The 13,242-nt window shown below is 66.8% G+C and carries 12 protein-coding genes; 7 read left to right on the top strand and 5 right to left on the bottom strand.

Annotated elements, in window-relative coordinates:
• Nucleotides 1-15: 15 nt before the first annotated feature.
• A complete protein-coding gene (locus ACW9UL_RS18620; protein WP_457787902.1) occupies nt 16-753 on the top strand; it encodes a nitroreductase family protein in 738 nt (245 codons plus the stop codon).
• Between the two features lie 121 nt (nt 754-874).
• Nucleotides 875-3,439, top strand: coding sequence for an ATP-dependent chaperone ClpB (clpB, locus tag ACW9UL_RS18615; protein WP_122109074.1), 2,565 nt, complete (start codon nt 875-877; stop codon nt 3,437-3,439).
• Between the two features lie 136 nt (nt 3,440-3,575).
• Here the strand turns inward: clpB and dld are convergent, their stop codons facing one another.
• The 3 genes from dld to ACW9UL_RS18600 all read right to left on the bottom strand — a co-directional run bounded on the left by dld (nt 3,576) and on the right by ACW9UL_RS18600 (nt 8,228).
• Nucleotides 3,576-5,309, bottom strand: a complete 1,734-nt coding sequence (gene dld / locus ACW9UL_RS18610) for a D-lactate dehydrogenase (RefSeq protein WP_457787901.1) — start codon at nt 5,307-5,309, stop codon at nt 3,576-3,578.
• Between the two features lie 3 nt (nt 5,310-5,312).
• Nucleotides 5,313-6,452, bottom strand: a complete 1,140-nt coding sequence (gene lldD, locus ACW9UL_RS18605) for an FMN-dependent L-lactate dehydrogenase LldD (RefSeq protein WP_457787900.1) — start codon at nt 6,450-6,452, stop codon at nt 5,313-5,315.
• 81 nt (nt 6,453-6,533) lie between these two features.
• On the bottom strand, nt 6,534-8,228 hold the full coding sequence (locus tag ACW9UL_RS18600) for an L-lactate permease (RefSeq protein ID WP_021446393.1): 1,695 nt from the start codon (nt 8,226-8,228) through the stop codon (nt 6,534-6,536).
• A 308-nt stretch (nt 8,229-8,536) separates the two neighbouring features.
• Between ACW9UL_RS18600 and ACW9UL_RS18595 the strand changes: the two genes are divergently transcribed.
• Nucleotides 8,537-9,310 carry an FCD domain-containing protein gene (locus ACW9UL_RS18595; RefSeq protein ID WP_021446392.1) on the top strand — a complete coding sequence of 258 codons (774 nt, stop codon included), beginning with the start codon at nt 8,537-8,539 and terminating at the stop codon, nt 9,308-9,310.
• A gap of 79 nt (nt 9,311-9,389) precedes the next feature.
• Here the strand turns inward: ACW9UL_RS18595 and smpB are convergent, their stop codons facing one another.
• Nucleotides 9,390-9,872 (bottom strand): SsrA-binding protein SmpB, encoded by a 483-nt coding sequence (gene smpB / locus ACW9UL_RS18590; protein ID WP_457787899.1) that lies wholly within the window; start codon nt 9,870-9,872, stop codon nt 9,390-9,392.
• 126 nt (nt 9,873-9,998) lie between these two features.
• Here smpB and ACW9UL_RS18585 point away from each other — a divergent pair, with 126 nt between their 5' ends.
• The 3 genes from ACW9UL_RS18585 to ACW9UL_RS18575 are packed head-to-tail and all read left to right on the top strand — an operon-like array spanning nt 9,999 to nt 12,144.
• Nucleotides 9,999-11,402, top strand: coding sequence for a sodium-dependent transporter (locus ACW9UL_RS18585; RefSeq protein ID WP_457787898.1), 1,404 nt, complete (start codon nt 9,999-10,001; stop codon nt 11,400-11,402).
• On the top strand, nt 11,403-11,837 hold the full coding sequence (locus ACW9UL_RS18580; protein ID WP_021444623.1) for a type II toxin-antitoxin system RatA family toxin: 435 nt from the start codon (nt 11,403-11,405) through the stop codon (nt 11,835-11,837). It begins immediately after the preceding gene.
• A complete protein-coding gene (locus ACW9UL_RS18575; RefSeq protein WP_457787897.1) occupies nt 11,830-12,144 on the top strand; it encodes an RnfH family protein in 315 nt (104 codons plus the stop codon). Before ACW9UL_RS18580 ends, ACW9UL_RS18575 begins: the two co-directional genes overlap by 8 nt.
• 52 nt (nt 12,145-12,196) lie before the next feature.
• Here the strand turns inward: ACW9UL_RS18575 and ACW9UL_RS18570 are convergent, their stop codons facing one another.
• Nucleotides 12,197-12,715: an outer membrane protein assembly factor BamE gene (locus ACW9UL_RS18570; RefSeq protein ID WP_021444621.1), complete on the bottom strand. Its 519-nt coding sequence runs from the start codon at nt 12,713-12,715 to the stop codon at nt 12,197-12,199.
• 94 nt (nt 12,716-12,809) lie between these two features.
• On the opposite strand from ACW9UL_RS18570, the gene fur reads away from it, so the two are divergent.
• Nucleotides 12,810-13,214, top strand: coding sequence for a ferric iron uptake transcriptional regulator (gene fur, locus ACW9UL_RS18565; RefSeq protein WP_031303278.1), 405 nt, complete (start codon nt 12,810-12,812; stop codon nt 13,212-13,214).
• Nucleotides 13,215-13,242: the final 28 nt, after the last annotated feature.

Genomic DNA, 13,242 nt, shown 5'->3' with positions numbered 1-13,242 from the left:
CCGAGGAGTCCGCCCATGACCAGTTTCCCCCGCGACCCCGACGAGGCCATGGCCTCGCCGGCCGCCCTGCGCGCGCTGATCGAAAGCCGTCGCGCGGTGCGCCGTTTCACCGCCGAGCCGGTGCCGGAGGCGGTGATCCGCGACTGCCTGGAACTGGCGGTGCTGGCGCCGAACTCCTGCAACCTGCAGCCCTGGAGTTTTCAGGTGATCCGCGAGCCGGCACTGCTGGCACAGCTGCACCCGGTGTGCATGAGCCAGCACGCCGCCCGCGCGCCGCTGATCATCGCCGTGCTGGCGCGCCCGGATACCTGGCGCCAGGCCTGCCGGCAGATCGTCGAGCACTGGCCGGAAGCCGAGGTGCCGGCGCGCATCCGCCACTTCTACGGCAAAACCGCGCCGTTCCAGTACAACCAGGGCCCGCTGGGCCTGCTCGGTCTGTTCAAGCGCCAGCTGGTGCGCCTGCTGGCGCTGCGCAAGCCGCTGATGCGCAGGCCCAATAGCCGCGCCGAGATGCGCCTGTGGGCGACCAAGTCCACCGCCCTGGCGGCGCAGAATCTGATGCTGGCGCTCCACAGTCACGGCTACGCCACCTGCCCGATGGAGGGCTTCGACGAGGTGCGCCTGCGCCGGGTGCTGGAGATTCCGCGCCAGGCCATTCCGATCATGCTGCTGGCGGTAGGTCGCCAGGGCGAGAAGGGCGTGTACAACCCGCGCCTGCGCTTTGCGCTGGAGCAGCAGGTGACCTGGCGCTGACCTGGATCAAGGCGTCCCGGCTTGAATACGGCGTAATCGTCCTCATCTAGTCTTCATCTCGGCGGGTTTCTGTATTCGGGGATTGTGGTCCCGGCCCGCTTTTCTAGAAGGAAGGACATCTATGCGTATCGACCGTTTGACCAGCAAGTTGCAACTTGCCCTCTCCGATGCCCAGTCCCTGGCCGTGGGCATGGACCACGCCGCCATCGAGCCGCTGCACCTGCTGCAGGCGCTGCTGGAGCAGCAGGGCGGTTCGATCAAGCCGCTGCTGATGCAGGTGGGCTTCGACATCGCCAGCCTGCGCCAGGGTCTGACCCGCGAACTCGACCACCTGGGCAAGCTGCAGAACCCCACCGGCGACATCAACCTGTCGCAGGACCTGGCGCGCCTGCTCAACCAGGCCGACCGCCTGTCGCAGCAGCGCGGCGACCAGTTCATCTCCAGCGAGCTGGTTTTGCTCGCGGCGATGGACGAGAACACCAAGCTGGGCAAGCTGCTGCTGGCCCAGGGCGTGTCGAAGAAGGCCCTGGAGAACGCCATCGCCAACCTGCGCGGCGGCCAGGCGGTCAACGACCCCAACGTCGAGGAGTCGCGCCAGGCGCTGGACAAGTACACCGTCGACCTGACCAAGCGCGCCGAGGAGGGCAAGCTCGACCCGGTGATCGGCCGCGACGACGAGATCCGCCGCACCATCCAGGTGCTGCAGCGCCGTACCAAGAACAACCCGGTGCTGATCGGCGAGCCCGGCGTGGGCAAGACCGCCATCGCCGAGGGCCTGGCCCAGCGCATCGTCAACGGCGAGGTGCCCGACGGGCTCAAGGACAAGCGCCTGCTGTCGCTGGACATGGGCTCGCTGATCGCCGGCGCCAAGTTCCGCGGCGAGTTCGAGGAGCGCCTCAAGGCGGTGCTGGGCGAGCTGTCCAAGCAGGAAGGGCGGATCATCCTGTTTATCGACGAGCTGCACACCATGGTCGGTGCCGGCAAGGCCGAGGGCGCCATGGACGCCGGCAACATGCTCAAGCCGGCGCTGGCGCGCGGCGAGCTGCACTGCGTCGGTGCCACCACCCTGGACGAGTACCGCCAGTTCATCGAGAAGGACGCCGCGCTGGAACGGCGCTTCCAGAAGGTGCTGGTGGACGAGCCCTCCGAGGAGGACACCATCGCCATCCTGCGTGGCCTCAAGGAACGCTACGAGGTGCACCACGGCGTGACCATCACCGACGGCGCGATCATCGCCGCGGCCAAGCTCAGCCATCGCTATATCACCGACCGCCAGCTGCCGGACAAGGCCATCGACCTGGTCGACGAGGCCGCCAGCCGCATCCGCATGGAGATCGACTCCAAGCCGGAGGCCCTCGACCGCCTGGATCGCCGCCTGATCCAGCTGAAGATCGAGCGCGAGGCGCTGAAGAAGGAAGAGGACGAGGCCACCAAGAAGCGCTTCGTCAAGCTGGAGGAGGACATCGCCAAGCTGGAGCGCGAATACGCCGACCTGGAGGAAATCTGGAAGTCGGAGAAGGCCGAGGTGCAGGGCTCGGCGCAGATCCAGCAGAAGATCGAGCAGGCCAAGGCCGACCTCGAGGCGGCGCGGCGCAAGTCCGACCTGCAGCGCATGGCCGAGCTGCAGTACGGCATCATCCCCGACCTGGAGCGCAGCCTGCAGATGGTTGATCAGCACGGCAAGAGCGAGAACCAGCTGCTGCGCAACAAGGTCACCGACGAAGAAATCGCCGAGGTGGTGTCGAAGTGGACCGGCATCCCGGTGAGCAAGATGCTCGAGGGCGAGCGCGAGAAACTGCTGAAGATGGAAGGCCTGCTGCACCAGCGGGTGATCGGTCAGGACGAGGCGGTGGTGGCCGTGGCCAACGCCGTGCGCCGCTCCCGCGCGGGGCTGGCCGACCCCAACCGGCCGAGCGGCTCGTTCCTCTTCCTCGGCCCCACCGGGGTGGGCAAGACCGAGCTGTGCAAGGCGCTGGCGGAATTTCTCTTCGACACCGAGGAAGCGCTGGTGCGCATCGACATGTCCGAGTTCATGGAGAAGCACAGCGTGGCGCGGTTGATCGGCGCGCCGCCCGGCTATGTCGGTTACGAGGAGGGCGGTTACCTGACCGAGGCGGTGCGCCGCAAGCCTTACTCGGTGGTGCTGATGGACGAGGTGGAGAAGGCCCACCCGGACGTGTTCAACGTGCTGCTGCAGGTGCTCGAAGACGGCCGCCTGACAGACAGCCATGGGCGCACCGTGGACTTCAAGAACACCGTGATAGTCATGACCTCCAACCTCGGCTCGGCGCAGATCCAGGAGCTGGTCGGCGACCGCGAGGCGCAGCGCGCGGCGGTGATGGATGCGGTGAGCAGTCATTTCCGCCCCGAGTTCATCAACCGCATCGACGAGGTGGTGGTGTTCGAGCCGCTGGGCCGCGAGCAGATCGCCGGCATCGCCGAGATCCAGCTCAAACGCCTGCGTGGCCGCCTGGCCGAGCGCGAGCTGAGCCTGGAGCTGACCCCCGAGGCGCTCGACAAGCTGATCGCCGTCGGCTACGACCCGGTCTACGGTGCGCGGCCGCTGAAGCGGGCGATCCAGCGCTGGATCGAGAACCCGCTGGCGCAGCAGATCCTCGCCGGCGCCTTCGCCCCGGGTGCGCTGGTGCATGCCAAGGTGGAGGGCGAGGAGATCGTCTTCGCCTGATCGCGCTCGAGGTAAAAACAAGGCCCGCCAAATCGGCGGGCCTTGTCGTTTCGGGGGCACGATCTTATGTAGGAGCGGATATCGCCTTTTGCATCCGCCGAAATGGTGGATCGATGAAGCGTGATCCACCCTACGCTCAATGCTCCTGCCCGCAGCAGCCACCCCAATGCTTCTGCTTCGAGGTATGGCCGATGCCGGGGTTGAAGCTGTTGGTCGGGTCGAGTTCGCGGTAGAAGCCGGCCAGTGCCGGTTTGGCCACGTACAGATGGCCGACGTTGTGCTCGGCCGGGTACTCGGCGCGGCGCTCGTCCAGCAGCGCCCACATGCGGTGCTCCATCGCCAGCGGGTCGACGCCCTTCTTGACGATGTAGTCCTGGTGGAACACGTGGCAGAAGAAGTGCCCGTAGTAGAGCTTGTGGACGATCTGCTCTTCCAGCTCCGCCGGCAGCTTCTCGACCCAGTCGCGGTCGTTGCGGCGCAGGGCGATATCCAGCGCGACTATGTCTTCCACGCTGTCGCGGTGCGCCTCGCGGTAGCGGATCGCCGCGCCGGCGATGGCGAAACGGTGGAGGAAGGCCTTGCGCCCTTCCTCGGCGTCGCACTCGAAATAGCCCCCGCTGGTGCTGCCGGTGAAATACTCGGCGAGAAAGCTGCGGGTCTGCTCCAGGGTGTCGTTGGACACCCGCAGCAGCAGGTGATGCTCGTAGCGCTCGCGGTATTCGCGCATGCGCTTGGGCAGGTGGCTGGGCAGCAGGTTCATCGCCGCCTGCAGCACGCGATCGGTCACCCCGCGCAGGCCGAAGCGTTCGAAGAAGCCGTCGATGCGGCTCTTCAGGGCGAAGGCGGCCGGCACCCTGGCGGTGCCGAACTTGTCGATCACCAGGAAGCTGTCCTTGCCGTACTTCTCGCCGATGTCGAAGGCGGTACGGTGGATATATTCGCCGGCGATCGGCAGGCGCGGCAGGTGGGTGAGCAGGTGGCGGCGCACCTCGGTGAGGTCGTGCGGGTCGTTGCTGCCGATATAGAACACCGTGCTCGGCTCCTTGGGGAAGGTGTCCAGGCGCACGGCGAACAGGCACAGCTTGCCGGCCGAGCCGGAGGCCTCGAACAGCCGCGAGGGGTCGGCGTTGAAGCGTGCCGGGGTGTCGGCATCGACGTCGCGCACGTGTTCGCCGTAGCGCGCGTCGGAGGCCTTGGCGGTGGCCTCGTTGCGGATCTGTTGCGGACCGTAGTCGCCGTTCTGCAGGCGGGTGAGGATTTCCTCGGGGTTGTCGCCCAGCTCGATGCCCAGGTGATTGACCAGCTGCAGCGTGCCGTCGTCCCGCACCTGGGCGTACAGCGCCAGCTCGGTGTAGGCCGGGCCGCGGCGCACCAGGGCGCCGCCGGAGTTGTTGCAGATGCCGCCGAGCACCGAGGCGCCGATGCAGGACGAGCCGATCACCGAATGCGGCTCGCGGTTCAGCGGCGCCAGCGCCTGCTCCAGGCGGTCGAGGGTGGCGCCGGGCAGGCACACCACCTGCGCGCCGTCGTTGATCAGCTGCACGCCGGCGATGCGCAGGGTGCTGATCAGCACGATCTCGCGGTCGTAGTCGTCGCCGTCCGGGGTCGAGCCGCCGGTCAGGCCGGTGTTGGCCGCCTGCATGATGACGATGCGGTCGGCCGCCACCGCCGCCTGCAGCACCCGCCATTGCTCCAGCAGCGAGCCGGGGCGCACCACCGCCAGGACGCTGCCCTGACCGCTGCGGTGACCCTTGCGAAAGCGCCGGGTGGCCTGCTCGTCGGTCAGCACGTGGGCCTCGCCCACCACCTGGCGCAGCTGCGCCAGCAGGGTGGCCGAGGCGACGCTTGCGATCTCCTGTGCGGCGCCCATGGCCTAGCGCCCCCTGACCAGCGAGTCGCGGTTGATCTCGGCGATCGACTTGGCACCGGTGAGCACCATGGCCACGCGCATTTCCTTCTCGATCAGCTCCAGCAGGTTGCTCACCCCGGCGCCGCCGGCGGTGGCCAGGGCGTAGACGAAGGCACGGCCGAGCAGCACGCTGTCGGCGCCGAGGGCGAGCATGCGCACCACGTCCAGACCGGTGCGGATGCCGGAGTCGGCGAGGATCTTCAGCTCGCCCTTGACCGCGTCGGCGATGGCCGGCAGGGCGCGGGCGCTGGACAGCACGCCGTCGAGCTGGCGACCGCCGTGGTTGGACACCACTATGCCGTCGGCGCCGAACTTGACTGCATCGCGGGCGTCGTCGGCGTCGAGGATGCCCTTGATCACCATCGGCCCTTCCCAGAAGTCGCGGATCCACTGCAGATCCTTCCAGGAAATCGACGGGTCGAAGTTGGCGCCCAGCCAGCCGATGTAGTCGGCCAGGCCGGTGGGGTTGCCACGGTAGGCGGAGATATTGCCCAGGTCGTGCGGCTTGCCCAGCAGGCCGACGTCGAGCGCCCAGCTCGGGTGGGTCATGGCCTGCAGCATGCGCCGCAGCGGCGCGTTGGGGCCGCTCATGCCGGAGTGGGCGTCGCGGTAGCGCGCCCCGGGCACCGGCATGTCGACGGTGAACACCAGGGTGCTGACGCCGGCGGCCTTTGCCCGCTCCAGCACGTTCTTCATGAAGCCGCGGTCCTTCAGCACGTAGAGCTGGAACCACATGGGCCGGTCGATGGCCGGCGCCACCTCCTCGATCGGGCACACCGACACGGTGGACATCGTGAAGGGAATGCCCTTGGCCGCCGCCGCCTTGGCCGCCTGCACCTCGCCGCGCCGCGCGTACATGCCGGTCAGGCCGACCGGGGCCAGCGCCACCGGCATCGCCAGCTGCTCGCCGAACAGCTCGGTGGACAGATCCAGCGCCGACATGTCCTTGAGCACCCGCTGGCGCAGGGCGATGTCGGCCAGGTCGGCGACGTTGCGCCGCAGGGTGTGCTCGGCGTAGGCGCCGCCGTCGAGGTAGTGGAACAGGAAGGGCGGCAGCTTGCGCTGCGCGGCGGCGCGGTAGTCGGTGGAGGCAGAAATGATCATGAACTCATCCTGTGCTGAAAAGGGGGCGTGGGGCCGTAATACGCGCGCCCCGACGGGTCGGGGCGCGCGGGGCGGCGGCGGTCAGTGGGCGATCAGCGGGTCGCTGACGCCCAGGGCATAGATCGCCACCATCGCGATGACTCCAGTAAAGAACACGTAGTACAGGGTCGGCCAGATGGTCTTGCGCAGGGTGCTGCCCTCGCGGCCGAGCAGGCCGACCGTGGCCGAGGCCGCCACCACGTTGTGGATCGCCACCATGTTGCCGGCGGCGGCGCCGATGGCCTGCACGGCGACGATCAGCGCGCCGGAGATGCCCAGGCTGCTGGCCACGCCGAACTGGAACTGGCTGAACATCATGTTGCTCACCGTGTTGGAACCGGCGATGAAGGCGCCCAGGGCGCCGATGCTCGGCGCCAGCAGCGGGTAGATGCCGCCGACGCTGTCGGCCACCCAGCGCGCCATGAGGATCGGCATGCTGGCCAGCTCGGCGCCATTGACCCCGGAGTTGATCAGGATGCGCACCATCGGCACGGTGAACAGCAGCACGAAGCCGGCGCTGAGCAGCACGCTGGACGACTCCTTCACCGCGGCGGTGAGTTCGCGCAGCTTCATGCCGTGCAGGAAGAAGGTGGCCAGCACCACGGCGACCAGGATGCCGCCCGGCAGGTACAGCGGCTGGAAGTTGGCGCCGATGCCGGCCTCGCCGAGCAGGTCGGGGAAGTTCACCACCACCGCCTTGAGCGCATTGCCGACCTCCGGGAACACCCGGCTGATCACCAGCAGCACGCCGACCAGCACGTAGGGCAGCCAGGCGCGCAGGGCGCTCATCGGCTTGGCGGTGAGCTCGTCCAGCTTCATCTCGACGCTGCCCAGCCATTCGCTCGGCCACTTGTCGGCCGGGGCGAAATCCCAGGTGGTCTTAGGTACCAGGAAGCCGAAACGGGCGGCGCTGGTAACGATGGCCAGGCCGATCAGGCCGCCGAGCAGCGAGGGGAATTCCGGGCCGAGGAACACGCCGGTGGCGGCGTAGGGCAGGACGAAGGCGAGGCCGGCGAAGATCGCGAACGGCAGCACTTCCAGGCCGGCCTTCCAGCTTTTCTCCTGACCGAAGAAGCGGGTCAGCATCATCGCCATCACCAGCGGCATGACCACGCCGACCGTGGCATGGATGATCGCCACCTGGCTGGTGATCAGCTGCAGGAACTGCGCCCAGCTCGAGCCCTGCTCGAGCAGCTGCGCGCCGATGCTGGCGGTGTCCAGGCCGGTGTTGACGCCGACGATGATCGGCGTGCCGACCGCGCCGAAGGACACCGGCGTGCTCTGCACCAGCATGCCCATCAGCACCGCGGCCATGGCCGGGAAGCCGATGGCCACCAGCAGCGGCGCGGCGATGGCGGCCGGGGTGCCGAAGCCGGAGGCGCCCTCGATGAAGCAGCCGAACAGCCAGGCGATGATGATCGCCTGGATGCGCCGGTCGGGGCTGATGGTGGCGAATCCGGCGCGGATCGCGGTGATGCCGCCGGAATGCTTGAGGGTGTTGAGCAGCAGGATGGCGCCGAAGATGATCCACAGCAGGCCAAGGGTGATCAGCAGGCCCTGCAGGGTCGAGGCCAGCACGCGGTTGAAGCTCATGTCCCAGGCGAACAGGCCGACCGCGGCAGTGATCAGGTAGACCAGCGGCATGGCGTGCTTGGCCGGCCAGCGCAGGCCGATCAGCAGCACAGCGGCCAGCAGGATGGGGGAGAACGCCAGCAGGGCGAGAATTCCGTTGGACATGGGGCTCACTCCGCGGCGAGGCGCACGCGGCGCAGTGGGGACGAAGCGGTGGCGGGCAGACGTGCGGCGCTATGGGGGTTCATGGCGTGACCTCGACGACTCGTTCTTGTTATCGGCATGGATTAATTGGTAAGACCAATTTACAAAGTTGCCGAGTCAGGTTAAAAGTCGATCAATGACCTGTCAAATCGTCGGGCTAAGACTTTGGTCGTAGAGGCTCGTCTTGTCCGCGTTCGGCCTGGGCGATAGGCTTGCGCCTCAGGGCCAGGCCTGCTGGTGGCCTGGTCAAACCAATGGAGAAGTTCGGGATGGAAGTAGGGCAGGTGCGGCAGCGCCGTTTATCGGACGATATCGTCGCGCAACTGGAAACCATGATTCTCGAAGGCACCCTGCGTGCCGGCGAGCGCCTGCCTGCCGAGCGCACCCTGGCCGAACAGTTCGGCGTGTCGCGCCCGTCGCTGCGCGAGGCGATCCAGAAGCTGGTAGCCAAGGGCCTGCTGGTCAGCCGCCAGGGCGGCGGCAACTACGTCGCCGAATCGCTCGGCTCCACCTTCAGCGACCCGCTGATGCAGCTGCTGGAAAACAAGGAGGACGCCCAGCGCGACCTGCTGGAGTTCCGCCACACCCTGGAAGGCTCCTGCGCCTACTACGCTGCCAAGCGCGCCACCGATATCGACCGCCAGCGCCTGACCGAGGCGTTCCAGGCGCTGCAGGACTGCTACACGCGGGTCGGCAAGGTCACCCGCGCCGAGGAGGGCGCCGCCGATGCGCGCTTCCACCTGGCCATCGCCGAGGCCAGCCACAATGCCGTGCTGCTGCACACCATCCGCGGCCTGTTCGACCTGCTCAAACGCAACGTGGTGACCAATATCGGCGGCATGTACGCCCAGCGCGAGGAGACCCGCGACATGCTGATCAGCCAGCACCGCGCGCTGTACGAGGCGATAGTCGAGGGCCGCGCCGAGGACGCCCGGGCGCTGTCGGATCGGCATATCGACTACGTGCAGGAAGTGCTGGCGGAAGTGCAGCTGGAGGCACGGCGGGTGGAGCGGGCGCAGCGGCGCGGCGCGGTCAGGCCCTAGGGCGCCAGCGCACCGGCCTGACGCTGCGGGTGTTCAGGGGCGCGCGGCCTGGGCGGCGCCGCGACACCCTACCGAGTGCTCAGTCGTCCTTGCCCTTGCTGCGCATGGCGCGCTGCACTTCGCGGTCGGCGTCGCGTTCCTTCTCGACATGGCGCTTGTCGAAGTCCTTCTTGCCCTTGGCCAGGGCGATCTCGCACTTGACCAGGTGCTGCTTCCAGTACAGCGACAGCGCCACGCAGGTGTAGCCCTTCTGCTGCACCGAGCCGAACAGCTTGTCCAGCTCGCGCTTGTTCAGCAGCAGCTTGCGGGTACGGGTCGGGTCGGCGATGACGTGGGTGCTGGCGGTCTGCAGCGGGCTGATGTGCGCCCCCATCAGCCAGGCCTCGTCGTCCTTGAGCAGCACGTAGCTGTCCACCAGCTGCGCCTTGCCGGCGCGCAGGCTTTTCACTTCCCAACCGGACAGCACCAGGCCGGCCTCGAACTTGTGTTCGATGAAGTAGTCGTGCAGCGCCTTCTTGTTCAGCGCGATGGTGCCTTGGGGATGTTTCTTTTGCTTAGCCATAGGGCGCGCATTATAGGGAGTCACCCACGCCTGCGCTATGGGCGGAGCCGGCGCCGAACTTGAGCCCATGCGGCGAATCTCCGACAATGCGCGATCTTTTTTCCCGCAGCATGGGTTTGGCCGCATATGGCGAACGACAAAGTCTCGATTCACGGTGCCTGGGCCAGTCGCTGGGTGTTCATCCTGGCGGCCACCGGCTCGGCGGTCGGCCTCGGCAATATCTGGAAGTTTCCCTATATGACCGGGGTCTACGGCGGCGGGGCCTTCGTCGTCATGTACCTGTTCTGCATCGCCCTGGTCGGCGTGCCGATCATGCTGGCCGAGACCCTGATCGGCCGCCGTGGCCGGCAGAGCCCGGTCAACGCCATGAAGAGCCTAGCCGTCGAGGCCGGCGCCTCGAAGCACTGGTCGCTGGCGGCGCTGGTGGGCATGGTCGCCGCGTTGCTGATCCTGTCGTTCTACAGCGTGGTGGCCGGCTGGTCGCTGGACTACATCCTGGGCATGGGCCGCGGCGATTTTACCGGGGTCACGGCCGACGGCGCCGGCGCCGCTTTCGGTGGCCTGACCGGCGATCCCTGGCGCCTGACCCTGTGGCACAGCCTGTTCATGCTGCTCACCGCGGTGGTCATCGCCAAGGGCGTGGTCGCCGGCCTGGAGCGCAGCCTGCGCATCATGATGCCGCTGCTGTTCGTCCTGCTGCTGGTGCTGCTGGGTTACAGCTTCACCACCGGACACTTCTGGCAGGGCTTCGACTTCCTCTTCCATTTCGATCCGAGCAAGGTGCAGGACGGCATCCTCGCCGCCATGGGCCACGCCTTCTTCACCCTCAGCGTCGGCGTCGGTTCGATCATGGTCTACGGCGCCTACATGCCGAAGCGGGCCTCGATCGGTGCCACGGTGCTCACCGTCGGCGTGCTCGACACCCTGGTGGCGCTGACCGCCGGGCTGGCGCTGTTTCCCATCGTCTTCGCCGCCGGCCTGGAGCCGGGCGGTGGTCCGGGCCTGATGTTCGTCACCCTGCCCATTGCCTTCGGCAATATCGCCTTCGGCCAGGTCATGGGGCTGATCTTCTTCGTGCTGGTGGCGGTGGCGGCCTGGAGTTCGTCGATCTCCATGCTCGAGCCGGCGGTGGCCTATTTCGTCGAGAAGACCGCGCGCAGCCGCGCGCAGGTGACCGCCGTGCTGGCGCTGCTGTGCTGGCTGGTGGGCATGGGCACCGTGCTGTCGTTCAACCTCTGGGCCGAGGCCAAGTTCTTCGTCTTCGCCGATGACGGCTTCCACCTGCTGCAGTGGGGCGCCGAGGGCGGCAAGACCTTCTTCGACAGCATCGACTACCTCACCAGCCGCATCCTGCTGCCGCTGGGCGGGCTGTCCTTCGCCCTGTTCGCCGGCTGGGTGCTGAGCCGTGATGCGGTGCGCGAAGAGCTGGCGATCAGCAGCCCGCTGCTGTTCAATCTGGCCCTCTGGCTGATTCGCGTGGTGGCGCCGATCGGCGTGCTGATCGTCTTTGTAGCGGAGCTGAGCAAATAAATGACCACGCGCATCCAACGCTCGGCGCTGTTGCCCTATCCGGCGCAGGCACTGTTCGACCTGGTCAACGACGTGGCCAGCTATCCCGAGTTCCTGCCCTGGTGCCGCGCCAGCCAGGTGCTGGAGGTCAGCGAGGTCCATATGCTGGCCAGCCTGGAGGTGGCCAAGGGCAGCCTCAGCCAGCGCTTCGTCACCCGCAACACGCTGCAGCCCGGGCAGCGCATCGAGATGAACCTGCAGGAGGGCCCGTTCACCCGCCTGCACGGCGTGTGGGAGTTCAAGGCGCTCGGCGACAAGGCCTGCAAGATCAGCCTGGACCTCTCCTTCGACTATGCCGGCCCGCTGGTGCGCGCTACCCTGGGGCCTCTGTTCAACCAGGCGACCAACACCCTGGTCGACGCCTTCTGCCAAAGGGCCAAGCAGCTGTATGGATAAGCGCAACATCGCCATCGAAGTGGTCTACGCCCTGGCCGACAAGCAGAAGCTGTTGCGCCTGTCGGTGCCGGCCGGCACCACGGTGCGCGAGGCGGCGCTGCTCTCGGGCATGCAGCAGCATTTTCCCGGCCTCGACCTGCAGCAGGCGCCGCTGGGCATCTTCGGCAAGGCGGTGGCCAAGCCCGAGGAGCGGGTGCTGGAGGAGGGCGAACGGGTGGAAATCTACCGGCCGCTGATCGCCGACCCCAAGGAAGTGCGCAAACAGCGTGCGGCCAAGGCCAAGGCGAAAGACGACGAGTCGAGCTGAGCGCCAGACATGAAAAAGCCCGGATCGCTCCGGGCTTTTTCATGTCTGGGTGTTACTGCGGATCGGTATCCAGTGGCTCCGGTACCGGTACCGGTACGGTCTCTACCTGGTCCACTTCGCGCTGGATCTGCTCCAGCAGCGAGCCCGGTGCGGGCGGGGTGTCGTCCTGCTGCTGCGGCTGGGCTTGCGGGGTGGTCACGCCGCTGTCCTCGCCGAGAATCGCCTGGTCGCGGCTGACGCCGGGCATGAAGTCGCCGGCCAGACCGACCAGTTGATCGTTGCCGTCGAACACCAGGCTGACGCGCTCCTGCAGGCGCTGAGTGCCACCTGGCTGGATGCTGTAGAGGTAGTCCCAGCGGTCGGCGTGGAAGGTGTCGGTGATTAGCGGATTGCCCATGATAAACCGCACTTGGCGTCGGGTCATTCCCGGGCGCAGCTGGTCTATCATGTCCTGTGTCACGACATTGCCCTGTTGGATGTCGATCTTGTAAACCCCGGGGAATGAACAACCGGCGAGTGCGAAGAGCCCGGTCAGCGACAGGCTGGTCAGCAAGAGCTTGGTTTTTTGCATCGGAGGGTGACTTCCACTATCTTGGGCAACTTGAACCCCGGATCATACCCGTATTGAAGGGTGCTGCGAAGCAGCATCCATGAGAAAGCAGACCATGGTTGAAAATAGCGAACTGCGCAAAGCTGGACTGAAAGTGACTCTGCCACGGGTGAAAATCCTGCAGATGCTCGACAACGCCGAGCACCGTCACATGAGTGCGGAAGACGTCTACAAGGCGCTGATGGAAGCCGGCGAAGACGTCGGCCTGGCCACCGTGTACCGCGTGCTGACCCAGTTCGAAGCGGCCGGCCTGGTGGTGCGCCACAACTTCGACGGCGGTCACGCTGTGTTCGAGCTGGCCGACAGCGGCCACCACGACCATATGGTCTGCGTGGATTCCGGCGAGGTGATCGAGTTCTTCGATGCGGAGATCGAGAAGCGCCAGAAGGAGATCGTCAAGGAGCACGGTTTCGAGCTGGTGGATCACAATCTGGTGCTGTACGTGCGCAAGAAGAGCTGATGCTTCTGCTGCAATGAAAAAGGCGACC

This window comes from Pseudomonas sp. PL-6, assembly GCF_054110165.1.
Note: the sequence above shows the minus strand (reverse complement) of the source record. Positions and strands in the feature narration are given on the sequence as shown.